Raw genomic sequence first — 25,463 nt, forward strand, 5'->3', positions numbered from 1 at the left:
GTTAGATGTTGGTTAGATTGGAGTTAGGTTTTGGTCAGGTGTTGGGCTTGCTGGTAGATGTCGGTGCGGAAAAATTCGTGCAGGCGATGCGCGGGAATGGCCGCCGGATCGGGAAACAAACCGTGCGCCTTCATCTGGCCGCAGACCCAGCGGCCGCGTTCGAGCGTGGGTTCATTGGCCAGCGGCCCGGAGAAAACGTGGAAGTCGGGCATTTTTTCCACGCGACCGTGGCCGAGATCGAAGAGCCCGCCCAAACTCGCCCGCACAGCCTGGATGGGGACGTTGAGATATTTGCGCTGGGCCAGACTCTCGGCCACACGCTCGCGATTTTCCGGCAACTGGCAGAACTGGCACGCCTCGATCAAGGCGGCGATGAGAGCCAGATGCTGTGGAGCCTTTTCCTCGGCAAAACTCTGGCGGACCAGCAATGCCTTCTCGGGGTGACCCGGAGCCAGCTCGCTGCTGCAGGCGACGATCCAACCCTGTTTTTTCATCACCGCCATCGAGTTCCAGGGTTCTCCGACGCAATAGCCGTCGATATGGCCCGCGTGCAGATTCGCCAGCATTTGCGGCGGCGGCACCACGACGATTCTCACATCCTGATCTGGCGTGATGCGGTTTTGCAGCAGCCAGGAACGCATCAGGAAATTATGCGAGGCAAAGTGGCTGGTGACGGCGAAGACGTAATCGCGTTCTTTTCGTTTTACCTCGTCCTGCAGCGAGAGGCCATTGCGCACGCCGCGCTTCCAGAGCGATTCGGAGAGCGTGATCGCATTGCCATGGAGGTTAAAAATAAAACCCGTCAGACACGGCGCGGCGATGGAACCCAGACCGCAACTAGCGGCGATCACCGAGCCCGCCGGGGCGTGGGCGGCGTCGAGTTCCTTATAAATGATCTTGTCGCGGATCGTCGCCCAGCCCGCCTCGCGATGGAGTCGGACGGCGATGCCATGTTTCGCAAACAAACCCAACTCCGCCGCCATGATGACGGGAGCAGCATCGACCAGCGGCACGAAGCCGAGTTGGAGCGCTATGGATGATTTGGTGGCAGGCACTGTGAATTTTTTGTTCATCCCCGACATAGCCGCCCGTGTGCCAGATTTAGCGATTGGATGCAGAAACAGATTGCAACTCACACATGCATACCATTAAAAAAATTCATAGATGGCCCAACTGATTGATAGTAAGCAACTTCGCGCCTTTGCAACGCTCGCCAAGACGGGAAGCTTCACGCAGACCGCGCGCCAATTAGGTGTGACTCAATCGGCGATAAGCCATGCGGTGAAGGGTTTGGAGGCCGATGTGGGGTGTCGTCTTTTAGACAGAGTGGGTAAAAGCGTGATCCTGAATCAGGCCGGTGAGCAGTTTCTAACTCGAGCCGAAAAGATCCTCAAAGAGATGTCGGAGGCTCGCACGGAACTTGGCAAGCTCGGCAAATGGGGCACGAGCCGGCTGCGCATCGGTGCCAGCACCACAGCCTGCCAGTATATTATTCCAGCAGTGCTGCGAGAGTTTAAAGAAAGTTTCCCACAGTGCTCGATTGCGATCCAAGTTGGCGACACACCGGAAAATATCGAGGCGCTGCGCTCGCATCAGATCGATCTGGCGGTGAACCTCGAACCGCGCCGCGACGACTTGCTGGAGTTCCGCGAATTGTTCACCGACGAACTGCAATTTCTCGTCAGCCCGCTCCATCCGTGGGCGGTGAGCGGACGGGCGGACCGGAGCGAGATCGCGGCGCAGAATTACATTGTTTACAGCAAGAAAAGTTACACCTTCGAGATCATTGAATGGTATTTCCGCGAGGAGGGCATCTCGCTGCACAGTTTGCTGGAACTCGGCAACATGGAGGCGATCAAGGAACTCGTGAAACTCGGCCTCGGCATCAGCGTGCTCGCGCCGTGGACCGCCGACAAGGAGCTCACCGAGCAATCACTCGTCGCCGTGCCGCTGGGCAAACGGAAACTCAAGAGACGCTGGGGCGTGCTGCATTGGCGCGAGCGTCGGCTGAGTCTGGCTGAGGAAACTTTCATCGGCCTCTGCGAAACGGTTTGCGCTGGATTGGGAGGTTAGAAAACCCATTGCTGCGGGGTGGAATCCGGGTAGTTATTTAGCAAGCACTCTCAGGGGCCAGCCCTATGGACCACTTCAGGTTTGATGACAAGCTGGAGCCCGGTTGCTTGACGTTTTATTCACTTTCAATCGGTCCGCAGCCCCATGAGCAACTCCCATTCACATTCGTCTGACGAGGAAAACGACTCCGGCAAGGGCGGACTTCCAGACGTTTCACCGGACTGTGTGGAGCAGGAGGCAGTGGACGAAATCGACAACATCGTGCCGAGCTACGGCTACCAGATGCTGCCGATGGTTTGCCTCGGCGGCTCGGCGGGCGGGATTCAGGCGTTGCGGGAGTTTTTCGAGGCGATGCCGGCGGAGAGCGGAATGGTTTTCGTCGTCATCCTGCACCTCTCGCCGGAGCACGAGAGTACGATCGCCGACATTCTCCAGCGCTCGACGAAGATGCGGGTCAAACAGGCAAACGATGGCGAAAAAGTCGAGGCCAACTCGGTTTACGTCATTCCGCCGGGCAAACATCTCACCGCGACCGACGGCCATTTGCGTCTAACTCCGCTAGAGCGCGTGCGCGGGAAACGTGTGGCGGTCGATCTGTTTTTCCGGTCGCTGGCCGACTCGCATGGGCCGCATTCCGCCGCCATCGTTCTCTCTGGGGCCGACGGCGACGGAGCGCTCGGCATCAAGCGGATCAAGGAACGCGGCGGGCTGACCATCGCCCAGGATCCGAACGAGGCGCAAACCTCCTCCATGCCGATCTCGGCCATCAACACGGGCATGATCGACTGGGTGCTGCCCGTGCAGGAAATGCCCCGGCGATTGGTGAATTATTTCGAGCTGGAAAAAAGGGTCATTGTTCCCTCCGAGGACGGACCGCAACCCGCCATTTCGCCAGCGCCCGAGCCCTCGGAGAGCGAGACCGCGCTGCGCGAGGTGCTGGCATTTTTGCGGACGCGGACCGGGCGCGACTTCAGCTATTACAAACGCGCCACCATTCTACGCGGCATCTCGCGCAGGATGCAGGTGAATGGAGTGGACGACCTCCCTGCGTATCTCGCCTTTCTGCGGATGCACACGGGCGAAGCCGGGGCGTTGTTGCAGGATTTGCTCATCTCGGTGACGAATTTTTTCCGCGACCGTGAGGCCTTTGAGGCGCTGGAGGCGCGCATCCCGGAGCTGTTCAAAAACAAGGGACCGTCGGACAGTGTGCGTGTCTGGGTCGCCGCCTGCGCCACGGGTGAGGAGGCGTATTCCGTCGTTATGCTGCTCACGGAATATGCCAGCACACTGGCCACGCCGCCCTCGCTCCAGGTCTTCGCCACGGACCTCCATGACGAAGTCGTGCAGATCGGGCGCAATGGCATCTATCCCATGGCCATTGAGGAGGACGTCTCGGAGGAACGCCTGCGCCGGTTTTTCATCAAGGTCCACGACGGCTACCGCGTTCGCCGCGAAATTCGGGAGGCGGTGCTTTTCGCCTCGCACGATCTGCTGAAGGATTCACCGTTTTCCCGGCTCGACATGGTGACGTGCCGCAACCTCCTGATTTACCTCAATCGCGAGGCGCAGGCGCGGGCGCTGGATATTTTCCATTTCGCGCTGCGGCTGGAGGGACTGCTATTTCTCGGCTCGTCGGAGTCGGTCGAGGACGGCTCGCTGCTCTTCCGGATTCTGGACAAGAAATTTCGCATCTACGCGCATCAATCCGTCGCCCGGAGCAATCTCCCCATGCCGATGGGTTCCGGCGTGGTGTCGCGCTCCTATCAAGTGCATCCGGGCTCGCACAGCCTCATCGTCGCGGGCCGGCAGTTCAATCCTACTCAGGTGCCTCTGCCGCTGCCCGGCGTCATTGAGGACCGGGAAAATCGTCCGACTTGGAGCGCAATCCACTTTCATTTGATCGAGCGGCTCGCGCCGCCCTCCATCTTGGTAAATGCCGATTACGAGATCTTTCACATGTCGGAATCAGCCGGCCGTTTCCTCCAGCACACCGGCGGCGAACCGACCAAGAATCTATTGCAACTCGTCCACCCGACGCTGCGAATCGAGTTGCGGGCGACTCTCTTTCGCGCGGCGCAAAGCGGCGAGGAGGCCGAGGCCGTGCGGGTGCCATTCGACCAAAACGGCAAGCCCCATCGTGCGAACATCCGCGTCTCGCCCGTCGGCGACGTGGCCCCGGGTTATCTGCTCGTCGTCTTCGCCGTCGAGGAGGTCTCCACGGAGGAACGCAGGGAACCGTCGGTGAAAACCAACGATTCGGTCCTGCAAAATCTCGAAAAAGAGCTGACGCACGTGAAGGCCAACCTGCGCGACACCATCGAGCAATACGAGGCGGGCACGGAGGAATTGAAGGCGAGCAACGAGGAATTGCAGGCGATGAACGAGGAACTCCGCTCGGCCACGGAGGAGCTCGAGACGAGTCGCGAGGAACTGCAATCGGTAAACGAGGAACTGACTACGGTGAACCTCGAAATGAAGGGCAATGTCGATGAACTCGGCCAGGCCAACAGCGACTTGCACAATTTGATGGCCTCGACCGACATCGCCACCATTTTCCTGGATCGCGAGCTGCGGATCATGCGTTTCACGCCGCCGGCGGTCGGGCTGTTTCATTTGATTTCGAGTGACATCGGACGACCCCTGGCCGACTTGAAGCACCGACTGGAATACCCCAGTCTCATTCCCGATGCTGCGAGCGTGCTGAAGACGCTGGCTGTGGTCCGTCGCGAGGTTTCCAGCGGGTCCGAATGGTATCTGGTCCGAATGCTGCCTTACCGCACGATTGAGGATCACATCAATGGCGTCGTCCTCACTTTTGTGGACATCACGGAGTCGCGCCAGGCGCATCTGGCATTGCGTGATTCCGAGGAGCGGATGCGTTTCGCGCTGGAGGCGGCGAACATCTACGGATGGGAAATGGACCCGGCGACTGGCCAGGTGCGTTACGTCGGCAACCGCACGCGAGTGCTTGGCTTCACCCTGCCGGAGACTCGCCCGGAGATTATCGACATCATTCACCCGGAGGATCGCGCGCGGGTGGAGGACGCATTCGAGAAGGCGCTCGCGGAGAATGGCCGGTTCGACTCGGAGTTCCGCTTCGTGCATCCAGACACGGGGGAAATCGTTTGGCAAAGCTCCCATGGCGTCTTCTTGGAGCGAAACGGCCAGGGTCGTTTCGTGGGCATCACGCATAACATCACCGAACGCAAACGCAGCGAGGCGACGCGGATGAATTTCCGCCAGATCTTCGAGAGCGCACCGGGCAAATACGTCGTGATCGAGCCCGACACCTGCAAGATCATGGCCGTGAGCGACGCCTATTTGCAGGCAACCGGGACGACCCGCGACACGTTGATGAACCGCAGCATCTTCGAGATTTTTTCCGAGGATTCGCAGGAGCAAACGCAGACCAGCGAGAACATGCGGGCCTCCTTCGAGCGGGTGCGAAAGGAGAAACGCGCCGACCCCATGGCGGTCCAGTATTACCCGCTGACCAACCCCGACGGACAACTCGAGGAGCGTTGGTGGAGCCCGGTCAACGCGCCCATTTTTGGAGAAGGCGGCGAGCTAGCCTACATCATTCACCGCGTCGAGGACGTCACGCCGTTCATCCAGCGCAAACGCGGCGAGGGCCGGGAGGACGAGGCGTTTTCCGAGCTGGAGGATCGCACCAAACTCATCGAGGCCGACATCATTCTGCGCGGCCAGGAGTTGCAGCAAGCCAACGAGCAACTCCTCGACACCCGCGCCCGGCTTGAGGCCACGCTCTCCGCCGCCGAGATCGCCACCTGGACTTGGGACATTCCCAACGACCGGCTCATCGCTGATAAGAATGCCACCCGCCTCTTCGCCGTCACGCCCGAGGAGGCCGCCGGTGGTCCGCTCTCAGCTTACCTCCGCAGCGTGCATGAGGACGATCGTCCGCCGCTGGAGGCCGCCCTGGCCGAGGCGATGAAGAACGGGGATTTTGAAGCCGAATACCGCGTCTATGACCAGGACAGCGCACTCCGCTGGGTCGTGGCGCGGGGTGTCATCGAGTTTGATTCCGATGGAAAACCGATCCGCTTCCCTGGCGTGCTCATCGACATCACCGAGCGCAAACAAGCCGAAACCCTGCTCCTCGAACAGAAGAACATCCTCGAACTCATCATCAGCGGCCATCCCCTGGCCGAGTGCCTCACCGAACTCACCGCCTCTGTCGTCCGCCTCCAGCCCCACGCGCGGGGCGTGATCCTCGTGGCCGACGAGGCGCGCACGAGATTTCCCCACGCTTATTCAGCTGACCTTGATCCCACGTTTGGCGAAGGCTTGAGCGACGCTCCGATCAGCGAACTCGTCACCGGCACCACCGCCGAAGGGGTTTACCTCTACAACCCGGTGACTTGCATCGATATTGCGAACGAGGAGAAATGGTCCCAGTCCTGGCGCGATCTTTGCCTTGCCCATGGTATTCGCGCCTGCCACTCCGAGCCCGTCATTGGCGGCGACGGACAGCCCATCGCGTCGTTCTTGCTCTGCTTCGACGAGGCGCGCCCACCGAGCGAATGGGAGCTGCGCATCGCTAGTTTTGGAGCCTACGTGGCCAGCATTATTCTGGAGCGCGACCGCGCCGCCAACGCTCTCAGCGAGAGCGAGGAACATCTCCGGCTGATCGTCGAAAACGCCCGCGAATATGCCATTTTCTCAATGGACTTGGATCGGCGTGTCACCAGTTGGAACTCGGGTGCGGAGCGCCTCCTGGGCTTTACGTGCGACGAAATCATCGGTCAGCCCGCAGACATCATCTTCACTCCGGAGGATCGCGCGAACAACATCCCGCAGACCGAGGCCTCGGTGGCGCTGCGCGATGGCCGCTCGATGGATGAACGCTGGCACATTCGCAAAAATCTGGAGCGTTTCTGGGGCAGCGGCGTGATGATGGCCATGCAGGACGGGGCCGGGAAAAAGGTCGGGCTGGTGAAAATCTTCCGAGATATGACTGAGGCTCGTCTCGCCGATCAGGCCCGCCGCCAGGCCGAGGAACGCTTCCGGGTCTTCGTCGAATCCGTCCAGGATTACGCCATTTTTCTACTCGATGCCGAGGGAAACATCACGAGTTGGAATCAGGGTGCGGCCCGCATCACCGGCTACAATGAGGAGGAAGTCCTCGGCCAGCATTTCTCCCTTTTTGAGGTGCCCGAGGACAACGTCCGCCGCAACCTGGCCGAGCTGGAAATGGTGAACGCCCGCCGTCTGGGCCGCTCCGAGAACGAAAGCTGGCGCATGCGCAAAAATGGCGAGCACTACTGGGTCAATGAAATCATGATCCCGCTGCAGGAGGGCTTTGCCAAGATCAGCCGCGACCTCACCGAGCGGAAAATGTTTGAGGACGAGCTCACCAAGCTCCTCGCCGCCGAGCAGACCGCCCGCGCCGAGGCCGAGGCCGCCGGCCATGCCAAGGATAACTTCCTCGCGGTGCTTTCCCATGAATTGCGCACCCCGCTCACGCCTGTGCTGATGGCCGTTTACAGTCTGGCCAAGATGCCCGAGATGGGCGCTTTGCCCGAGTATGTTGGCGAATCTTTCGCGATGATCCAGCGCAACATTCTCCTCGAAGCCCGGCTGATCGACGATCTGCTCGACCTCACCCGCATCGTCCACGGCAAGATGGAACTCGAGCGCGACCCGGTCGATCTGCACCAGATCGTGCGCCATGCCGTGGAGATTTCGCAGGGTGACCTTCAAGCCAAAGAGCAAAAGCTCGAGGTCCGGCTCGAAGCCGAATCGCCACAGGTCAGCGGCGACAAATCGCGCCTCCAACAGGTCTTCTGGAACCTCCTGAAAAACGCCTCCAAGTTCACCCCCGAGCAGGGCGCCATCACCATCCGCAGCTGGAACGAGCCGGGATCCATCGTGGTCTCCGTCACCGACACCGGCATCGGCATTGCCCCCGAATCGCTCACGCAAATCTTCGAGGCCTTTACCCAGGCCAACGAAACCATCAAGCGCCGGTTCGGCGGCCTCGGCCTCGGTCTGGCCATCGCCAACGCCACTGTCACCGGCCTTGGCGGCACGCTCGATGCCCAGAGCGAAGGCGAGAAAAAAGGCGCGACCTTCGTGGTGCGACTCCCCATTTTATCAGCGAAATCGGAAGGTTGAAAACACCGCAACTCCCTGATATTTCACCCCCATGACCTCACCCGGCGTCACGCGTCCCCTCTGCATCTGTCTCGTAGAAAACCACCCCGACACCCTGCGTTTCCTGAAGCTGTATCTGGAGCAAAACGGCCATCAGGTTCACACCGCCGTCACTCTCGAACAAGCCCTGCGGCTGCTTGCCGAGTTGGATTGCGATGTGCTCCTGTCCGACATTGGCCTGCCCGACGGCGATGGCTGGGAACTCATGCGCCAGGTGTCCAAGCCGATCTACGGCATTGCGATGAGCGGTTTCGGAATGAATGCCGACCGCGAAAAAAGCCGTGCTGCCGGGTATCGTCATCACCTGCTGAAACCCTTTATGCCCGAGGAGTTGGATACGCTCCTCGCCGAAGCGATTCAAGAGCGGGGCTAAAGCATCATTTTCCGCGAAAGGGCGCGGGCTTGGAAGTGTGGCCGGTGATGGCACTTGAGGACAAGTGCCCTCCAAGGGGTGCTGGAGGGCATCGGTCCTCAGATGCTGGTTCCTCTCAATTCGGGAGTCGGAAATGGGTTTACTGTCGGGAGAAACCGCATTTCCGACCACAGGAATGGGGTTATTTTCCAGAAGACCTGCATTCCCGATCCCGGGAATGGGCTTATTTTCCAGAGGGTGGCCCTTTCGGGAGCCGGGAATGGACTTATTTTCCAGAGGGTAGCCCATTTCCGATCCCGACATGGAGGTATTGGCGAGAGGGTAGCCATTTCGGGATGGGTTTGGACAGAATTGGATAGAAATCTGTCCGAACCCTGCACTTTTTCCCGTAGAGCCCTCAAAGGGGACTTTCAGTGCTCTCAGCGGATATCCCGATTAGTCTTGTAAAAGCTGGAGCGTAAATGCCAAGGGGAGCGCACGCGACTCGCGTGCGGATGGGGGCGACTCGCCCCCATTGTCTGATTCCCTTTCGCGGTGCCGCATTGCTGCTGGAACGCAGTTTCGGCGAGTCGCCGAAACCCACACGCGAGTCGCGTGTGCTCCCCAGAAAGTCGTCCGCGCACCCCCCTCTTAGAGGGCGTCTAAAAAGTCTCGAAAACAGGTAGGGACATGTGGCCTCGCATGTCCTTGGACCGCATGGAGCAGACGAGCGGGGCCGCTCGTCCTACCATCCAACAGAAGCCAAAGGGACTTGAGTCATTGCCCAATTTCCCAAACCGTTTTCCCGCCGACAATGGTGCGGACGGCGCGACCAGTCAGTTCGTGGCCGTGAAATGGGGTGTTGCGGCTGCGGCTGGCGGAAGCGTCCTTGTTCACCGTCCAGGCGAGTGAGGGATCGATCAGCGTAATGTCGGCCACGGCTCCGACAGCCAGCGTTCCCCGGTCGAGCCCCAGCAAACGCGCCGGTTCCAAGGTGAGCAGCGCGATGAGGCGCGGCAGGTCGATGGCGCGATTTTTCCTCACCAAGATGTCGTGAAAAAGGCCAAACTCCGTTTCCAGCCCGAGGATGCCGAAGGGAGCTTGGTCGAACTCCACTTCCTTCTCGTAGTTGCAATGCGGCGCGTGATCGCTGGCCAAAACGGTGATCGTGCCGTCCGCGATGCCGCCGATGAGCAGGTCGATGTCGCGCTGGGTGCGGAGCGGGGGATTCATTTTGAAATTGGTGTCGAACCCGCGAATCGAGTCATCGGTGAGCGCGATGTGATGCGGGCAGACCTCACCGGAAAGGGGAATCCCGCGACTCCGGGCTTCGCGCAAAATCCGCACACTGCCGCCGCTGCTCAGGTGCTGGCAATGAATGGGCGTCTCGCACAACTCGGCGAGCATGGCGTTGCGCTGGACGATGATTTCCTCGCCAATCGCCGGCCAGCCGGGCAGGCCCAGTTCGGTGCTCACGCGGCCCTCGTGCATCACGCCCTTGCCTACCAGGTTGGTGTCCTGGCAATGATCCATCACGACGAGGCCAAACATGCGGGCGTATTCGAGGGCGCGCCGCATCAGCTCGTGGTTTTGAATGCAGCGCCCGTCGTCGGTCAGGGCAACGATGCCGGCCTTGAACATGGAACCAATGGGTGCCAGCTCCTCGCCGGCGATGCCCTTGGTGATCGCGCCGGTGACGAAAACATTGATCACACCCTCGGCAGCGGCCTTTTCCTTGATCCAGGAAACGACGCTCGGCGAATCGACCGTGGGCGACGTATTCGGCATGCAAACGACCGAGGTAAATCCCCCGGCGGCGGCGGCGCGCGTGCCGGAGGCGATGGTTTCCTTGGCCGATTGACCCGGCTCGCGCAGGTGGACATGCAGGTCGATGAGGCCGGGCGCGATGACCAAATTCGTGCAGTCGATCACCTCGGCCGCGAGCACACTGGAACTCGAATCAGAAATTTTTCCGTCGATGACGAGCAGGTCGCCAATGGCATCACGATGGCTGGCCGGGTCGATGATGCGGCCGTTTTTGAGAAGAATGGAACTCATGTTAGAAAAATGTGGCAACGTCTCCGGGAGCGCACGCGTCTCGCGTGTTCTTTGAGGTGTTTGCTTTGCGCTTCCGCGCAAACCCTACGGGCTGCCTGCGGCAGGCTATCTCGCCCCGCTCGGTTCGCCTCAAAGCCGAGTTAGAGAGAGGACCATTTACGTCAAAGCCCTTTCGCGAGACGCAAAAGGGAACACGCGAGACGCGTGCGCTCCCGGAAGAGCGGCTTGCGCCGGAGACTTCTGGCGTGCTGATGGCGAGAAGTTTCTGGAAATGAGCGGTGCGCTCTTGGGTGAGTTGCGTCTGCGTGTTAGAATAAATGAGAGAGGCCAGACTGCCGCCTCGGGCCTCATCATCGGCGGCGTAATCGGCTTCCGCATCGCGAAAAACGACCCACGCGCGCTGGGCGGTCTTCAGTTTTTCCCTAGCCTCTGCGTCGCATTGGGTGAGCAGTTTCTGATAAACTTTATTGAGGCGCGTATCGGCTTTTTCAAAGTTCCGCTGCGCCACCAAGTTCATCTCCCTCTGACTTTGGGAGAAAGCGCTCGCGACCGTGACGACGACTAACACAAGAATGAGCAGGAGGCGGTTCATTTGGGAATTTCAGGCTTATGCAGGGCCTCGCGCAGGAGATCGATCTGGATCTGCTGGATCTCCAGCAGGCGCTGCGATTGTTGCTTGAGTAGATGATCGACTTTTTCGTGGAGGTGGCGGATTTCCAGCTCGGCCTTGAGGTTGATTTTGTAGTCGTGCTCGGCGCGAATGCGATCCTTCGCCTCCTGCCGGTTCTGGCTCATCATGATGACTGGTGCCTGGAGCGACGCGAGTGCGCTGAGGAGCAGATTGAGCAGGATAAACGGATAAGGATCGGGCGGCCGCCGGCTCAGAATCAACGTGTTGATGATGATCCAAATAGCCAGAAAACCGCCGAAGGCCAGGATGAAGGTCCAGCTTCCGCCAAACGACGCGATCTTGTCGGCCAGCTTTTCGCCGAAGGTGAATTGTTCATCAAAGGAATCGTTGATGTTCTCATTGAGAATCTCGTGTTCCCGCAGACTCCGCACCACGTCTTCCTCAAGCGCGGTGATCTCGCCCATGTCGTCCTTTAGCGCCTGGCTGATGTAGTCGGAGCGATACTTGTTTAACTCGTCGTTCGAGATCAGGCTTTCCTCACTGAGCTCTGGGTGGGCACTAACAATCAAGCTGGCCACTCCGGGTCGAATGGCGGACAACGGCACCAGCTCGTCCATGGGAAGTGTGCGCTGGCTGATCGCGCAAATGCCGGTGTCGTGCTGGATCATTTTACGCGGTGAGTTTGCCGCTGCCGGCGCAGAGGTAGAGGACGGCCATGCGCACGGCGAGGCCATTGGTGACTTGGTCTAATATGACGCTGCGGCTGCTGTCGGCGAGGTCGCTGTCGATCTCGACGCCACGATTAATCGGCCCCGGATGCATGATGAGACATTCCGGTTTCAGTCGTTCGGCGCGAGCTTTGGTGAGACCAAAAAGCGAGGTGTATTCGCCGAGGCTGGGGAAGTATTCCTTGCGCTGCCGCTCATGCTGGATGCGGAGAAGATTGACCACATCGACTTCGGGCAGAATGGAATCCAAGTCGTGTGTGACCGAGCAGCCGAGTTCCTCGAAGACCTTCGGGACTAACGTCGTCGGCCCAACCAGGGTGACTTTCGCACCGAGCTTGAGCAGCGTGTGAATGTTAGAACGCGCCACGCGACTGAAGAGAATATCGCCGATGATCGCCACGTGCAGTCCTTTGATGCGCCCAAGTTTTTCCTGAATGGTGAAGGTATCTAACAAAGCCTGAGTCGGATGCTCATGCGCGCCGTCGCCGCCATTGATGATGCTGGCTGAAAGACGCTCCGCAAGGAACTGCGCCGCGCCCGCCGAGCTGTGCCGTAGGACGATAATGTCGGCCTGCAACGCTTGCAGATTCAGCGCCGTATCCTTGAGCGTTTCGCCCTTGGTTAGACTGGAACTCGACGCAGAAATATTAATCACGTCCGCACTCAGGCGAAACGCGGCTAACTCGAATGAAGTGCGAGTTCTCGTGCTGGGCTCGACGAAGAAATTGATCATCGTCTTTCCCCGAAGCGCCGGGACTTTTTTAATCTCACGAGTGCCCACAGTTTTGAAGGCAGCAGCGGTGTCTAACACGAGTCGGATTTCATCCGCGGAAAGCTCCTGAATGCCGACGAGATCTTTACGAGTCCAGGTTGTGGAAGAAGGTGCGGTTGCCATGGGAGTTAGCTTTTTCTCAGCCAGACGGAATCGCCTTCTGGATCGACGTTGGTGAGGCGGACCATGACGCGCTCGTTGCGCGAGGAGGGGACATTTTTCCCGACGTAATCCGGCCGAATCGGCAACTCGCGGTGCCCTCGATCCAGCAACGATGCGAGTTGAATGCGGGCGGGGCGTCCGAAGCTGGAAATCGTGTCTAGCGCAGCGCGGCAGGTACGTCCGGTGAAGAGCACGTCGTCGATCAGGATGATCGTGCGATCCGTGAGATTGAGCGGGAGAATCGTCTGCTGCGGGGAGGGGAGTTTGCCGCGCAAATGATAGTCGTCGCGATGCATCGTGACATCGACGACTCCTGTTTCGACTGGCTGGCCCTCGAAGCTGGTGATGTGTGCCGCGAGGCGGCGGGCGAGTTCCACTCCTCTCAGCGGGATGCCGGCGAGAACGATCTGACTGAGATCGGGATTTTGTTCGACGATTTCGTGGGCGATGCGCTTGATCGCCCGTTCGATGGCTGGGGCATCCATGAGCAGGACGCCGTTTTCTGGTGATGTCATTTGAAGTTCCTTTCGCGGTCTCACAGGGCCGGATTAAAGGATGGGGTTGGGTGAGTTTAAGGGGAAACGTTTTGTTTTTTGCGATTCTCGCGCCAGGTGGAGCGGTGTTTCACGATCCATTCGAGGAGAGCTTTTTCGAAACCGATATCGTGGCCGGATTTCTCGCTTTCGATCCATTTGTGACGGAGAATTTCTTCCCGTTCTGCCAAAAACTCCCGATACAGCACGGAATTTTTGACCAAGTCAGACGAGTCGTCTTTTTGAGGGTCCATTGGAGGGGGATTTTGTGGAAATCGATCAGGAATGCAACTCAAAATTTTAATTCAAACTCGGATCGTTCGGCATTTCGGCGAGCAGCTTCAAGTTGGGATGTATTCGCGACACGAGTTTTTTCCAAGTCGCATGGTCGGCGTAAAGCAGGTCGCAATGCGCCTGGTTTGGGTCCTGAATCAGCCAGGTGTTTTCCTCGATTTCCCGTTCGAGTTGACCCGCCTCCCAGCCGGAATATCCGATCAGCGCCATCGTGCGCGAAGGGTCGGTGACGAGATCGTCCTCCTCGTCTGCGGTGGTTTTTATAGAGTGATGAACCGTCAGTTTTCGCAGCAGCGGGTCCCAGTCAAACATCGCCAGAAGCACACTGTTGGTCGCGACCGGACCGCCGAGATGCAGCTTCGCCTCGGCGAAAATCGGTGAGATTCCCAACGCGCCGAGTTCCTCGAAAGTCTGCGAGATCGGGCGGTTAATGATAAAGCCAAAGGCCCCGGTGAGCGCATCGTGTTTCGCCAGATAAACGATGCTGTGGCGGAAGTTGGGATCACGCAGATTCGGGTGGGCCAGCAGGAGTTTTCCAGTGAGATTGAAGAACTCGGGAATCACATCGGCAAATTAGAACAGTCGAATCGACATGCAACTGGAGCGCGTCGTTTCTTTTTGCTGAAAATTCGGCCGGGCCTGTTATTTTTCGCGTTCATGCCCAGCCAACTTTTGCGTATCGCCGACCGGGAATTTTCCTCGCGCCTCTTTCTCGGGACCGGGAAATTTTCCAGCAACGAATCGATGCGCGATGCGCTGGAATCGAGTGGAACTCAAATCGTGACCGTCGCCCTGCGCCGCGTCGATCTCACCGGGAAGAGCGATCCTTTTGCCAACATTCTCGACTTCATCGACCCGAAAAAATATCTTCTGCTGCCGAACACGAGCGGCGCGATGAATGCCACGGAAGCCGTCCGGCTCGCGCGTTTGGCCGTCGCGGCGGGCCTGCCGAAATGGGTGAAACTCGAGATCCATCCCGATCCGCGCTGGTTGCTGCCGGACCCGATTGAAACTTTTCTGGCCACGGAAATCCTTGTGCGCGAGGGCTTTGTCGTCATGCCTTACATCAACGCCGACCCGGTGCTGGCCCGTCGTTTGCAGGATGTCGGCGCCGCGACGGTGATGCCGCTGGGCGCGCCGATTGGAAGTCATCGCGGGATTCGAACCCGCGACCAGATTGAGATCATTATCGAGCAAGCCACCGTGCCGGTCATCGTCGATGCAGGAATCGGCGCACCCAGCCAGGCTGCCGAGGCCATGGAAATGGGAGCGGACGCCGTGTTGATTAATACCGCCATCGCCGTTTCCAGCGATCCAGTGCAAATGGCGCGCGCCTTTGCCACCGCCGTGGAAGCGGGCCGGGTGGCATACGAGTTAGGTTTGATTGGGCCGCAATCGACTGCGAGTCCGACCAGTCCGCTGACCGGATTTTTGGGAAATTTATGAGTCTGCTGGAGGTGAAAAATCTTCGGGTCTGGTTTGAAAAACCGGCCGGCCTCTTCACTGGCAAACCGGAGCCGGTGAAAGCAGTCACAGACGTTAGTTTCTCCATCGAACGTGGCACGACCGTTGGCCTCGTCGGCGAAAGCGGCAGCGGCAAAACCACTATTGGCAAGGCTCTGCTCAAACTCGAAAAAGCCACCTCCGGCGAAGTCCTTTTCGAGGGAAAAAGCATTCTCCCTCTCACAGAGGCCGAGTTCCGTCCGTATCGCCGCCGGATGCAGATGATTTTTCAAGACCCCTACGGCTCGCTCAACCCGCGACTGACCATCGAGCAAATCGTCAGCGAACCCTTGGAAATTCACTTCCCGGAAATGAACCGCAACCAGCGCCGGGATCGTATCGCCGAGCTGCTCAATCTAGTGGAACTCAACCCCGATTTTTCCAGCCGTTACCCGCACGAATTCAGCGGCGGCCAGCGCCAGCGCATCGGCATCGCGCGAGCGCTGGCGGTGAAGCCGGATTTCATTGTCTGCGACGAGGCTGTGAGTGCGCTCGACGTTTCCGTGCAGGCGCAGGTTGTCAATTTGCTCCAGGATTTGCAGGAACAACTCGGGCTGACCTACCTCTTCATCGCGCACGACCTCGCGGTGGTCGAGCACATCAGCGACCAAGTCCTCGTGATGTATCGCGGTGAAATCGTCGAATCGGCCACGGCCACGGAGATTTACCAAAACCCACAACACGCCTATACCCGCCGCCTGCTCGAAGCCGTTCCCACGATTTAATGCATCCGCTGCTCAAAAAACTCCTCGGCCTGAACTGGCTGCTTTTCGGACTCATGCTCGCCCTGTGCATCTTCGGCGTCTTCGCCGTTTACAGCGCGACCTGGATGCGAACCGACAGAAATCTCGCCAACATCTGGACCAAACAAACGACTTGGATGCTGATCAGCCTGGCGGTTTATTTCGTGCTCGCGCTCGTCGATTATCGCTGGCTGAAATGGGGCGCTCTACCCATTTATGTGGTTGGCATTCTCTCGCTCGTGGCGGTGATTCTTTTCGGGGTGACGAGGTATAACGCGAAAAGCTGGCTGGATCTGAAAGTAATGATGTTTCAGCCCTCGCAACTGGCCCTGATGGCTTCCATTATGGTCATTGCGCTCGTCCTGAGTCAGTTGCAGAAACTCCACCCGCTCCTGCGCATCCTCATTACCGGAGCCATCGTCGGCGCACCGTGGCTGATGATTCTCAAGCAGCCCGACCTCGGTTCGTGCATTGTCTGGGTGCCCGTCGTCATGGCGATGTTCTTCATCGGCGGCATCCCGAAACGCTACCTGCTCACCATGCTGCTCATCGGTGCGGCGCTCATTCCCGTGGCGATTACATTCGTCTTAAAGCCGTATCAGGTCCGGCGGCTCACCACGTTTCTCCACCCCGAACAGGATAAAAGAGGCGAGGGCTGGACGATTAACCAATCGCTCATCGCCATCGGTTCCGGTGGCTTCGAAGGCAAGGGTTTCAAGGCTCCCAATACGCAAAATGAACTCGGCTTTCTCCCGGAGACCATCGTCCACAACGACTTTATTTTCGCAGTCATCGGCGAACAGCACGGCTTCCTGGGCGGCGCTGCTTTGGTCACGGTGTTTGGCGCACTGCTCGTCACCGGTCTCTATATGACCTCCCAAGCTTCCGACCCGTTTGGCCTCCTCATGGGCACGGGAATTATGACGCTCATTTTCACGCATACCTTCATGAATATCGGCATGACGATTTCCGTAACGCCGATCACCGGATTGCCGCTGCCGTTCATCAGTTACGGCGGCTCGTTCGTGCTCATCATCATGGCCGGGCTCGGCATTTTGCAAAGCATCTGGATTCATCGCGAGCCGACCGAAAAACGCCGCAGCTTGCGCTAAAAATTCGGTTGAAAAAAGAGCCACCTTTTGCTTGCCAGCGCGGGATTGGATTGTTCTACTCCTCGCGTGGAAGAATTCTTGGAATTTGTCATCAAAGGCCTGGTGGATTTCCCGGATGAAATCGTCATCGTCAAACACGAGGCCGATCAGCGCGTCCTCTTCAACATCCAAGTGAATCCCGAGGACGTTGGCAAAATCATCGGCAAACACGGGCAAACCATCGGTGCCATTCGCGCAGTGCTTTCCGCCGGGGCAGCGCGCCACGGATTGAAAGTCGCGGTCGAACTCATCTAATAGAAGGCCGTCATGTCCGAGGCCGAGCAATTCTGGAAATCCCGGGCGCGGCGGGTGGCGTGGAAGCAAAATATCGCGAGCTGGCTCACGGTTTTCCTGCCAGTTTTTCTCGGGGCCGCCATCGTCGGCAGTTGCGCGATCCTCATCCTTCGCCGTCAGGAGCAACCGCTCGTTCCGGTGATTTGGATCACGCTCGCCGTGCTGCTGACCGGCGCGCTGATTGGACTCAAACTCCAATGGAAAAAATTTTGGTCCGCAGTCGATGGCATGGTGCGGCTGGAGATTTCCATGCGCCTGCACAATGGCCTCACCGCCGCGCGCGCGGGCATTTCCGCATGGCCGCAACCTCGGGAAAATCTCACAGACGCCCTCGACTGGCGCTGGCGAAAAGTCACGTGGCCGATTCTTGCCGGCATCGCGCTCTGGCTCGCCGCGAATCTCGTTCCCGTGCCGGGTCTGACTCGAACCGTCGCCCGTCCACAGGAACAGCCGCCCGCCTGGGCCGAGGTGCAAACCACGATTGATGCGCTCAAGAAAGAGGACGTCGTCGAACCCGCCAGCCTCGAAAACGTGCAGGATCAGCTCGACACTTTGCGCGGTCAGGACGCGAAGGAATGGTACGACCACGCCAGTCTCGAAGCGGGCGACAACCTGCGTGCCGAGACGGATCAGGCGATTCGCGACCTTCAAAAAAGCCTCCAAGTTTCCGCCGACACCGCCGCCAAACTGATGCAGGCCGGTGACACTCCGCTGACCGACAACGACTTGAAAGCGATGAACCAAGCTCTGGCTGGAGCCTTGCAAAATTTGGAAAATGGCAAGCTCGCGATCAACAAGGACTTGCTGAAGAAGCTCCAAAAGATGGACCCCAAATCGCTGAAATCGCTCAGTCCAGAGCAGCTCGCCCAGCTTCAGCAACAACTCCAAAAAGGCGCGGGTGCCTGCCAGTCCTGCCTCGCCCCCGGTCAGGGCGGGAAGAAAGCGGACTCCGTTTTCGCTGGCATGGAGAAACCCGGACAATCTGGCGGCCCGGGCGGCGGGGGTGGTCCCGCTCCACTGACTTCAAAAGCGGACACGGTCAATTTGCACACCAAGGAAACCGACACGATCAGCAACGACGACCTCACCCGCGCCCTGCCCGGCGACGTGGTTGGGTTGAGTAGCGGCGAGCATCAGGTGGATAAAAACCAGACTGCGCCCGTCACCACAGCAGGCCCCATTTCCAGTAATGGCGAAGGCGGGCAGGCCGTCTGGAAAGACAATCTCACTCCCGCCGAGCGCGCCACGCTGGGCCGCTATTTCAAATAAGCTCACTTTCATGAACCACGTCACCGAATCCGAAATCACCCCGGCCTCCGCGCATTTGCAGCGACTTCGAGCCGCGTTGCAAACCGTCCTTTTCGGACAGGAAACGCTCATCGACCTCGTCATCATCGGACTGCTTTCCCGTGGGCATTTGCTGCTTGAAGGCCTTCCCGGCTTGGGCAAAACGGAACTCGTCAAAGGCCTCGCCAGCACGCTCTCGCTCGTGGCCAAGCGCGTGCAATTCACCCCCGACCTGCTTCCCGGCGACATCACAGGCAATCCCATTTTGCAGGAAATCGATGGTCAGCGACGCTTCGTTTTTCAGCCGGGGCCGCTCTTTGCCAATCTGGTTTTGGCCGACGAAATCAATCGCGCCTCGCCGAAAACGCAGTCCGCGCTGCTGGAGGCGATGCAGGAACGGCGGGTCACCGTTCTCGGCGAGACGCATGAATTGCCCGATCCATTTTTCGTTTTGGCGACCCAGAATCCGATCGAACTCGAGGGCACGTATCCGCTGCCCGAGGCGCAGTTGGATCGTTTTCTCTTCAAGCTCGAAGTCCGCCGCACAAGCGTGGAAGTGATCGAGCGCATCGTAAAAAACCGCGAGATCGGAATGGAACTCGCCTTGCAGCCAGTGCTGAGCCACGAGGAATTGCAGGCCGTCACCGCCATCGCGCGCCGGATTTTTCTGCCCGATGTCGTGGCGAATTACATCGCACGACTGGTCGAGGCGACACATCTCGCCGCCGGGGTGAAATACGGTGCCAGTCCGCGCGCCGCGCTGGCTTTGGCTGCCTCCGCGAGGTCGCGCGCTCTGCTGGAGAAACGCCTCAACGCGAGCTTCGAGGACGTGCAGGCCGTGGCGGGTCCAGTGCTGCAACATCGGCTCGTGCTCGACTACAGCGCGAAGCTCGACGGCACGACTTCGAGTCAAATCGTGGCGCAATTGCTGGAGTCCGTGCCGGCGCAAAACAAAGCCGTCGCCGACATTCTGCAAGCCGCCAAAGTATGAGATTCTGGTGGCTCCTTTTTCTCTGCGCCGCCTCCGCCTGGGCTGGATCAACGCAGACGATTCCGACGCAGGATCGAAGCGGCATTCAGATCAAAGTCGGCCAGCTTTTCGATGAGCAGCCGCGCTCGGGTTACGCTCCGCTGAAGATCACGATCACCAACGACACGCCGTCCACGCACTCGTGGGATTTTACCTTTCAGAGCCCCGGAAACAGCTACGGCGCGAGGGGAAACACGGTCACGCTCCAGCAATCTTTTTCCGTCCCCGGCAATGGCGAGCGCGTCTTCGAAGTGCTCGTCCCGCTGGCAATCATCGGGCCGTCGCAATATGTAAACAGCTCGCTCTCGGTCCAGTCCGAGGGCTATGGAGTGAGCGCGAGCAGCATCCAACTCGCCACGAAAGGCGGTGGACGCGGTTATAGTGGTCCGGCGGTCGGTTACAGCCTGGAAATAGATCGTCAATCCGGCTCGGAGATTCGGGAGAAATTGGAAAAAGGCTCGGTCACTTTCAATGCCTCCATCGACTTTGCCCGGCTACCTGCCGACTGGCGCGCCTTGTCCGGATTCGATAAAATCTGGATCACCGGCAATGAGTGGACCGCGCTGCCTCCGGCGACGCGGCTGGCAGTCGAGCAATGGGTGGCGACGGGCGGCGTTTTGCATGTGTTTACGACTGCCGCCGCACCTTCGACGGAACGCCGCGGCTTCGGAGAAATCAAGACCGTGGAGCTGGCCGGTGCCTTCCAGATTGCAATGGAAGTCGAACGTAACAAAGCCAGCATCAGCACGCAGTTGAGCGACGGATATCGCTCCAACTGGCCCAATAAAACGCTCGTTCCGCCCTACCGGCCCAACTCGATTTTGCTCATTGGCATCATCGCGGTTTTCGGCATCGTCGTTGGCCCGGTGAATTTCTTCATCTTTGCCCGGCGCGAGAAACGGCATCGCATTTTCTGGACCACGCCGCTGCTCTCCATTGGTGGCGCGCTACTCGTCGGCCTCACCATTCTCGTGCAGGACGGCTTCGCTGGCTGGGGCCGGCGTCTGGCCCTGATTCATCTCCTGCCGGAGCAAAATTCCGAGGTCGTCCTGCAAGAGCAAGCCTCCCGCACCGGCCTGCTCACCGGCAGCGGATTCGAGTTTGATCGCACTGCGCTGATCGAGCCGATCACCCTCGATAATCTGCCGCAGGCAGCCGTCTTCGATGGCACTCACATTTCCGGCAACTGGTTCAGCAGCCGCCGCATTCAAGGCCAATGGATCGCCGCCGTCCGACCGTCGCGGGCGAAGGTGCAAATCGTCAACGCCAGTGAAGTCGCCCAAGGTCAGCCGCCGAAAATTCTCTCCAGCATCGGCGCGACGCTGGACAACTTTTTCTGGGTCGATGCCACCACCAATCGCGTCTGGCACGGAACCGGGATCGGACCGGGCCAGACGGTGACGCTTTCGCCAGTCGATTCCGCCGCGATGGAGTCTCAGCTCAATCTGAGTTTGAAGGGGTTGCCCGGCCCGCGCCTAGAGGCCATGCGCCGCCAGATAACCATGCAACCCAACTCATTTTACGCCACCGCCCGCGCACCCAAGGACGCCCTCATTTCCACGCTGTCCTCCATCCAATGGCGTGACGATCGCGTGCTCTACACCGGCCCCGTTTCTCCATGAGCACGCCGCCTCCACTCCCGCCGAAACCGGTCATTTCGGTGCGCCAGCTCACGCGCAGCTTCGGTAACGTTCACGCTGTGCAGGGACTGAGCTTCGATGTCTATGCGGGCCAGGTCGTCGGCTTCATCGGAGCCAACGGCGCGGGAAAAACGACCACCATGCGCATCATGACCACACTCGACATGCCGACATCCGGCACCGTGGAAATCTGCGGTTGCGACGTGGTAAATTTCCCCGGTGAAGTGCGCCGCCGCATCGGCTGGATGCCCGACGCCTACGGCAGTTACGATCATATGTCGGTCGCGGAATACCTCGATTTCTACGGACGCGCCTTCGGTTTGCAAGGCGGCGCAAGGCATCAGCGGCTGCGCGAAGTGATGGCTTTCACCGACTTGGAAATCCTCTCGGCACGTCCGGCGAACAAGCTTTCCAAGGGCCAAAACCAACGGCTCTGCCTCGCGCGAACGCTGTTGCACGATCCCGAGGTGCTCATTCTGGACGAACCCGCCGCCGGGCTCGATCCGAAGGCGCGCATCGAATTTAAGAACCTCATCCGCCTGCTCGCGGAGCAGGGGAAAACCATTTTCATCAGCTCTCACATTCTTTCGGAACTCGCCGAAATGTGCGACACGATGCTCTTCATCGACCAGGGCCAAGTCGTGCATTTTGGCAGCGCCGCGGACCTGAAACAGCAGGACGGCGCGGCGGCGGTGATCCTGGTCACAGTCGCTGGTGACCCGAAGATTTTGGTCGAATGGATCACGCTTCAGCCCGGTCTGACACTGGTCGATGCCACTCGCGAAGGCGGTCGCATCCGGCTCGCCGGAAGCACGGACGAGGAGATCGCCGCCTGCCTGCGCCAACTCGTGAGCGACGGCATTCCGGTTCTGGATTTCCACCGCGAGCAGCGCCGTTTGGAAGATGCCTTCGTGGATATTTTGAAGGCGCAATAACAACCTGACTCGACCTGCTACTGCGGTCTGATCTCGACCGGACGATCCAGATATTCGCGGACGCGACGGACGAGAACCTGCGGCGGAAATGGTTTCTGGAGCACTTCCAGATGGCGGTCGATCACGCCCTGGTCGCTGATGTCGTTTTCTGAGTAACCGGAAACGTAGAGCGCCTTCATTTGCGGCTGGAGCGGCGCGAGCATCTGGACGAGCGCCGGACCGTGCATCTCGGGCATGAGAACGTCGGTCACCACGAGGTGAATGCCGGCGGCGTCGTGCTCCTGCACCGTGCGAATCGCCGCACTTGGGCAGTCGGCGCTGAGAATGTTGTAACCCGCGTCCTTCAGCACCGCGCAGATCAGCTCGCGAACGACTTCTTCGTCCTCCACGACGAGGATTGTCTCGAAGTTTTCAGTAGGCTCGAGTTTGGGCGCAATGGGCTGCGACACCTCGATTTCCGCGGCTTCGCACGGGAGATAAATCGAGAAGGTCGTGCCTTTGCCGATCTCTGTATCGACGGTGATCGAGCCGCCGCTCTGGCGCGTGATCCCGTAAACAGTGGCGAGCCCGAGCCCGGTGCCTTTGCCCGGTCCTTTAGTGGTAAAAAACGGCTCGAAGATGCGGTCCTTCGTTTCCTGGGTCATGCCCAGACCGGTGTCGGTGACGGCGAGAACGACAAATTTTCCAGGGTGGAGTTCCATTCCTCTCGTGGCGATTTCGTCCGCGTCGAGCATGACGTTGCTGGTGGTGATGCTAAGTGTGCCGCCGCCGGGCATGGCGTCGCGGGCGTTCACGCCGAGGTTCAAAATGATCTGCTCGAGCTGCGTCGGATCGGCCAGAATGCGCGGTTCGTCCGCCCCGGCTTCGATGGAAATGTGGATGTGCTCGCCGATGACGCGGCGGAGGAGTTTCTCCATCTCGGCCACGAGGGCATTCAGATCGAGCACTTTTGGCTGGAGAAGTTGCTTGCGGCTGAAGGCGAGCAACTGGCGCGTGAGACTGGCCGCCTGCTCGCCTGCTTTGCGAATGAGGCTGGCCCATTCCAGAGCGGAGCCGTCGTCTTTGAATCTGTTTACCAGCAACTCGGAGTAGCCGATAATAGCGGTGAGGAGGTTGTTGAAATCGTGCGCGATGCCGCCCGCGAGACGACCGACGGCCTCGAGTTTTTGCGCATGGCGAAGCTGCTCCTCGGTCTCGTGCAGCGCGTCCTCCGTGCGGCGAAAATTGAGGATCAACTGCGCGAGCTTGCCAAATTCATTAGACTCGCGGCTGAGAGCCTCCAGACCCTCGGGACTTTCTGCCGCCAGATTATGCGAGATGAGGTGCAGCGGTCGGCGCACCCAATGCATGAGGCAAAAGGCGAGCACCAGAAAGAGTCCCATCGCAAAGGCAATCAGGTAATGAAACAGCCGTTCGCTGGCGCGATTTAGCTCGCGGATGATCGGTGAGTCGTGCTCTACCAGAATCTCGGCGGCCGGTTTTCCGTTCCAGCCGGCCAGGGTGCGGGAGAATCGAATGCGCCCCGACTCCTCGGCGCTGGGTTGGGCCAGGGCGTTTTGCGTGGGCACGATCTTGATCGAATACTCGGTGAAAAGCGCCATGCGGCGGATGTTTTCGTCGATCCAAAACTGGCCCACAAAGAAGCTGCCCTGCGGCGCGGTCTCGCGGAACCGGTCGCGCGACGGATGGATCGTGCCGCCGCGAATTTCCATCCAGCCCTGGGGCACTTGGATGAAGAAATGACAGGTGCGCTCCTTGGTGAACAGCGCGTCGAGCGCCTCGCGTGGGAGCGGGAGATTTTTCAGCTCGTCGGTGTAGCGATTGTTTCTCGAAAAGAAGAGCGACTGGTCCGGCCGATAGATCCAGATCGCGTTCGCGCCGTAGGTCGTGAGCGTCTCGTCGGTGAGGTTTTGATCGGCCCAGGTTTTGTCGCCTTTTTTGATCGCGAGCACCATTCCATCGGAGATCGGAGCATCCTCCACGAGCGCCTTGAGTTGGTCGCCTCGCTGCTCCAGAAACTGGTCGAAAATGCGGCTGCGCTCCGTGGCGCGCGCATCGGCGATGGCCTTAAACTTCGCCTTTTCCGATACATTCAGCGCCACCAATCCGCCGACAAAAGTCGCGACGATCAGCAGGAGCAGCAGCAGTATTTTGGATTGGATCGTCATGCGTGCGCACCGGAGCAAAGGCCAGATTGAAATCTAACTCCCGACTGGCTGCTAGAGTCGGACGCGGTGTTCTTCGATGGCAACAATGCGGGGGTCGGCAGTGGCGGCATTGATCGTAATACGATTTTCGGTCTGGCCGCGAACGACCTTGCCGTGATTTTTCAGGGTAAAATTCACGCGATAAGTCATCACGATTTCGCCGCGACGGGAGTTCCAGGAAATTCCCAGAACAGGGCCGATGATGTATTTGCGCGAGGGCCAGCGCTGGTAGTAGCGCTTCAGGCTGCTCTCGACGATGCGACGATCGACCACGCCATTGGCGAAATACGACACGTGGTCCGCATAGAACTGCAACTCGTTATGGGTGTCGTTCCGGCTGACGGCTTTCAGGTAATTTTTGACAAACCGCACCAGCTCCACCGTCTCCATCCGCTGACTGGACTGCGATGTTTTCCGCTCCGATTGCAACACCACCGGCTGCACGCCAGACGGCTTGCTGCGCTTGGCCTTGGCTGCTGACGCGCTGGTTTTTTCTGCGGGAATTTTCTCTGGCGCAATGCTGGCGGGCGCGACGCCAGTCTCAGCTCCGATCTGCTGGGCCTCGGCGGCGACATCGATCTTCGCATCGCTTTTCAAGATTGGCTCCGCAGGCCAGTCGAGTTCCTTCGGCGGAGCCTCGTCTGGCGAACGCGGGAGCAGCCCGAGCGAACGCAGCGTGTCGTGATCTTCGCTGCCATTTTCGGCAAATCCCTTGCGCTTCTGGTAGCGACGCGTTGCTTGTTCCAACTCCGTCGAACGCTGTCCGTCGATGTCGCCGAAATACACATTGCGCCGACGGAGTTCCTCCTGCACGGCGCGGACTTGTTCATCGGCCCTCGCAGTTCCGGCGAGCAACAACAGAGTGAGAAGAAGCTTTTTGGAGATCATAAGCG

Annotated in this window: 21 protein-coding genes; 11 read left to right on the forward strand and 10 right to left on the reverse strand. The window is 59.3% G+C overall.

All coding sequences use genetic code 11. From position 1 onward, the window contains the following. Nucleotides 1-23: 23 nt before the first annotated feature. Complete coding sequence (locus tag ABIT76_12605) at nucleotides 24-1,055, reverse strand: CmpA/NrtA family ABC transporter substrate-binding protein (GenBank protein MEO7933988.1); 1,032 nt, start codon at nucleotides 1,053-1,055, stop codon at nucleotides 24-26. Between the two features lie 109 nt (nucleotides 1,056-1,164). On the opposite strand from ABIT76_12605, the gene ABIT76_12610 reads away from it, so the two are divergent. The 3 genes from ABIT76_12610 (at nucleotide 1,165) to ABIT76_12620 (ending at nucleotide 8,623) form a co-directional block, all read left to right on the forward strand. Further along, entirely contained in the window at nucleotides 1,165-2,073 is a 909-nt protein-coding gene (locus ABIT76_12610; protein ID MEO7933989.1) for a LysR family transcriptional regulator, read from the forward strand. Between the two features lie 144 nt (nucleotides 2,074-2,217). Beyond that, nucleotides 2,218-8,211 carry a PAS domain S-box protein gene (locus tag ABIT76_12615; protein ID MEO7933990.1) on the forward strand — a complete coding sequence of 1,998 codons (5,994 nt, stop codon included), beginning with the start codon at nucleotides 2,218-2,220 and terminating at the stop codon, nucleotides 8,209-8,211. Between the two features lie 31 nt (nucleotides 8,212-8,242). Further along, nucleotides 8,243-8,623, forward strand: a complete 381-nt coding sequence (locus tag ABIT76_12620) for a response regulator (GenBank protein ID MEO7933991.1) — start codon at nucleotides 8,243-8,245, stop codon at nucleotides 8,621-8,623. Nucleotides 8,624-9,379: 756 nt separating this feature from the next. Here ABIT76_12620 and ABIT76_12625 read toward each other — a convergent pair. From ABIT76_12625 to ABIT76_12655, 7 genes are read right to left on the reverse strand one after another with little or no spacing between them, the layout of a single operon-like run. Then, nucleotides 9,380-10,660 carry a dihydroorotase gene (locus tag ABIT76_12625; protein ID MEO7933992.1) on the reverse strand — a complete coding sequence of 427 codons (1,281 nt, stop codon included), beginning with the start codon at nucleotides 10,658-10,660 and terminating at the stop codon, nucleotides 9,380-9,382. Nucleotide 10,661: 1 nt separating this feature from the next. Beyond that, a complete protein-coding gene (locus tag ABIT76_12630) occupies nucleotides 10,662-11,252 on the reverse strand; it encodes a lysozyme inhibitor LprI family protein (protein MEO7933993.1) in 591 nt (196 codons plus the stop codon). Next, nucleotides 11,249-11,959, reverse strand: coding sequence for a DUF1003 domain-containing protein (locus tag ABIT76_12635; protein MEO7933994.1), 711 nt, complete (start codon nucleotides 11,957-11,959; stop codon nucleotides 11,249-11,251). The genes ABIT76_12630 and ABIT76_12635 overlap by 4 nt, the downstream gene beginning before the upstream one ends. Before the next feature lies 1 nt (nucleotide 11,960). Continuing rightward, nucleotides 11,961-12,914 (reverse strand): aspartate carbamoyltransferase catalytic subunit, encoded by a 954-nt coding sequence (locus ABIT76_12640; GenBank protein ID MEO7933995.1) that lies wholly within the window; start codon nucleotides 12,912-12,914, stop codon nucleotides 11,961-11,963. Nucleotides 12,915-12,919: 5 nt separating this feature from the next. After that, nucleotides 12,920-13,468: a bifunctional pyr operon transcriptional regulator/uracil phosphoribosyltransferase PyrR gene (gene pyrR / locus ABIT76_12645; protein MEO7933996.1), complete on the reverse strand. Its 549-nt coding sequence runs from the start codon at nucleotides 13,466-13,468 to the stop codon at nucleotides 12,920-12,922. A 56-nt stretch (nucleotides 13,469-13,524) separates the two neighbouring features. Next, entirely contained in the window at nucleotides 13,525-13,740 is a 216-nt protein-coding gene (locus ABIT76_12650; protein ID MEO7933997.1) for a hypothetical protein, read from the reverse strand. A gap of 46 nt (nucleotides 13,741-13,786) precedes the next feature. Then, nucleotides 13,787-14,344 (reverse strand): YqgE/AlgH family protein, encoded by a 558-nt coding sequence (locus ABIT76_12655; protein ID MEO7933998.1) that lies wholly within the window; start codon nucleotides 14,342-14,344, stop codon nucleotides 13,787-13,789. A gap of 93 nt (nucleotides 14,345-14,437) precedes the next feature. On the opposite strand from ABIT76_12655, the gene ABIT76_12660 reads away from it, so the two are divergent. The 8 genes from ABIT76_12660 to ABIT76_12695 all read left to right on the forward strand — a co-directional run bounded on the left by ABIT76_12660 (nucleotide 14,438) and on the right by ABIT76_12695 (nucleotide 22,363). Further along, the gene (locus tag ABIT76_12660) at nucleotides 14,438-15,226 is read left to right on the forward strand and encodes a thiazole synthase (GenBank protein MEO7933999.1); all 789 of its coding nucleotides are present in this window, start codon (nucleotides 14,438-14,440) and stop codon (nucleotides 15,224-15,226) included. After that, the gene (locus tag ABIT76_12665) at nucleotides 15,223-16,008 is read left to right on the forward strand and encodes an ATP-binding cassette domain-containing protein (protein MEO7934000.1); all 786 of its coding nucleotides are present in this window, start codon (nucleotides 15,223-15,225) and stop codon (nucleotides 16,006-16,008) included. Before ABIT76_12660 ends, ABIT76_12665 begins: the two co-directional genes overlap by 4 nt. After that, nucleotides 16,008-17,138 carry a rod shape-determining protein RodA gene (gene rodA, locus ABIT76_12670; GenBank protein MEO7934001.1) on the forward strand — a complete coding sequence of 377 codons (1,131 nt, stop codon included), beginning with the start codon at nucleotides 16,008-16,010 and terminating at the stop codon, nucleotides 17,136-17,138. The genes ABIT76_12665 and rodA overlap by 1 nt, the downstream gene beginning before the upstream one ends. Nucleotides 17,139-17,204: 66 nt before the next feature. Beyond that, nucleotides 17,205-17,432 (forward strand): KH domain-containing protein, encoded by a 228-nt coding sequence (locus ABIT76_12675; protein ID MEO7934002.1) that lies wholly within the window; start codon nucleotides 17,205-17,207, stop codon nucleotides 17,430-17,432. A 12-nt stretch (nucleotides 17,433-17,444) separates the two neighbouring features. After that, entirely contained in the window at nucleotides 17,445-18,740 is a 1,296-nt protein-coding gene (locus ABIT76_12680; protein MEO7934003.1) for a hypothetical protein, read from the forward strand. Between the two features lie 10 nt (nucleotides 18,741-18,750). Continuing rightward, nucleotides 18,751-19,749: an AAA family ATPase gene (locus ABIT76_12685; protein MEO7934004.1), complete on the forward strand. Its 999-nt coding sequence runs from the start codon at nucleotides 18,751-18,753 to the stop codon at nucleotides 19,747-19,749. Then, nucleotides 19,746-21,410: a hypothetical protein gene (locus ABIT76_12690; GenBank protein MEO7934005.1), complete on the forward strand. Its 1,665-nt coding sequence runs from the start codon at nucleotides 19,746-19,748 to the stop codon at nucleotides 21,408-21,410. The genes ABIT76_12685 and ABIT76_12690 overlap by 4 nt, the downstream gene beginning before the upstream one ends. Beyond that, nucleotides 21,407-22,363 (forward strand): ABC transporter ATP-binding protein, encoded by a 957-nt coding sequence (locus ABIT76_12695; protein ID MEO7934006.1) that lies wholly within the window; start codon nucleotides 21,407-21,409, stop codon nucleotides 22,361-22,363. Before ABIT76_12690 ends, ABIT76_12695 begins: the two co-directional genes overlap by 4 nt. Nucleotides 22,364-22,380: 17 nt before the next feature. Here the strand turns inward: ABIT76_12695 and ABIT76_12700 are convergent, their stop codons facing one another. Both ABIT76_12700 and ABIT76_12705 read right to left on the reverse strand, forming a co-directional pair. Continuing rightward, nucleotides 22,381-24,531, reverse strand: coding sequence for an ATP-binding protein (locus tag ABIT76_12700; protein MEO7934007.1), 2,151 nt, complete (start codon nucleotides 24,529-24,531; stop codon nucleotides 22,381-22,383). Nucleotides 24,532-24,582: 51 nt separating this feature from the next. Further along, the gene (locus ABIT76_12705) at nucleotides 24,583-25,458 is read right to left on the reverse strand and encodes a peptidoglycan-binding domain-containing protein (protein MEO7934008.1); all 876 of its coding nucleotides are present in this window, start codon (nucleotides 25,456-25,458) and stop codon (nucleotides 24,583-24,585) included. Nucleotides 25,459-25,463: the final 5 nt, after the last annotated feature.

The organism is Chthoniobacterales bacterium (assembly GCA_039930045.1).
Classification (GTDB): domain Bacteria; phylum Verrucomicrobiota; class Verrucomicrobiia; order Chthoniobacterales; family DASVRZ01; genus DASVRZ01.

What these genes read in the sequence shown, in the direction of transcription:
- ABIT76_12610 (MEO7933989.1), top strand. Translation starts at nt 1,165, where the DNA reads ATGGCCCAACTGATTGATAGTAAGCAACTTCGCGCCTTTGCAACGCTC.
- ABIT76_12615 (MEO7933990.1), top strand. Translation starts at nt 2,218, where the DNA reads ATGAGCAACTCCCATTCACATTCGTCTGACGAGGAAAACGACTCCGGC.
- ABIT76_12620 (MEO7933991.1), top strand. Translation starts at nt 8,243, where the DNA reads ATGACCTCACCCGGCGTCACGCGTCCCCTCTGCATCTGTCTCGTAGAA.
- ABIT76_12625 (MEO7933992.1), bottom strand. Translation starts at nt 10,660, where the DNA reads ATGAGTTCCATTCTTCTCAAAAACGGCCGCATCATCGACCCGGCCAGC.
- ABIT76_12630 (MEO7933993.1), bottom strand. Translation starts at nt 11,252, where the DNA reads ATGAACCGCCTCCTGCTCATTCTTGTGTTAGTCGTCGTCACGGTCGCG.
- ABIT76_12635 (MEO7933994.1), bottom strand. Translation starts at nt 11,959, where the DNA reads ATGATCCAGCACGACACCGGCATTTGCGCGATCAGCCAGCGCACACTT.
- ABIT76_12640 (MEO7933995.1), bottom strand. Translation starts at nt 12,914, where the DNA reads ATGGCAACCGCACCTTCTTCCACAACCTGGACTCGTAAAGATCTCGTC.
- pyrR (MEO7933996.1), bottom strand. Translation starts at nt 13,468, where the DNA reads ATGACATCACCAGAAAACGGCGTCCTGCTCATGGATGCCCCAGCCATC.
- ABIT76_12650 (MEO7933997.1), bottom strand. Translation starts at nt 13,740, where the DNA reads ATGGACCCTCAAAAAGACGACTCGTCTGACTTGGTCAAAAATTCCGTG.
- ABIT76_12660 (MEO7933999.1), top strand. Translation starts at nt 14,438, where the DNA reads ATGCCCAGCCAACTTTTGCGTATCGCCGACCGGGAATTTTCCTCGCGC.
- ABIT76_12665 (MEO7934000.1), top strand. Translation starts at nt 15,223, where the DNA reads ATGAGTCTGCTGGAGGTGAAAAATCTTCGGGTCTGGTTTGAAAAACCG.
- rodA (MEO7934001.1), top strand. Translation starts at nt 16,008, where the DNA reads ATGCATCCGCTGCTCAAAAAACTCCTCGGCCTGAACTGGCTGCTTTTC.
- ABIT76_12680 (MEO7934003.1), top strand. Translation starts at nt 17,445, where the DNA reads ATGTCCGAGGCCGAGCAATTCTGGAAATCCCGGGCGCGGCGGGTGGCG.
- ABIT76_12685 (MEO7934004.1), top strand. Translation starts at nt 18,751, where the DNA reads ATGAACCACGTCACCGAATCCGAAATCACCCCGGCCTCCGCGCATTTG.
- ABIT76_12690 (MEO7934005.1), top strand. Translation starts at nt 19,746, where the DNA reads ATGAGATTCTGGTGGCTCCTTTTTCTCTGCGCCGCCTCCGCCTGGGCT.
- ABIT76_12695 (MEO7934006.1), top strand. Translation starts at nt 21,407, where the DNA reads ATGAGCACGCCGCCTCCACTCCCGCCGAAACCGGTCATTTCGGTGCGC.
- ABIT76_12700 (MEO7934007.1), bottom strand. Translation starts at nt 24,531, where the DNA reads ATGACGATCCAATCCAAAATACTGCTGCTGCTCCTGCTGATCGTCGCG.
- ABIT76_12705 (MEO7934008.1), bottom strand. Translation starts at nt 25,458, where the DNA reads ATGATCTCCAAAAAGCTTCTTCTCACTCTGTTGTTGCTCGCCGGAACT.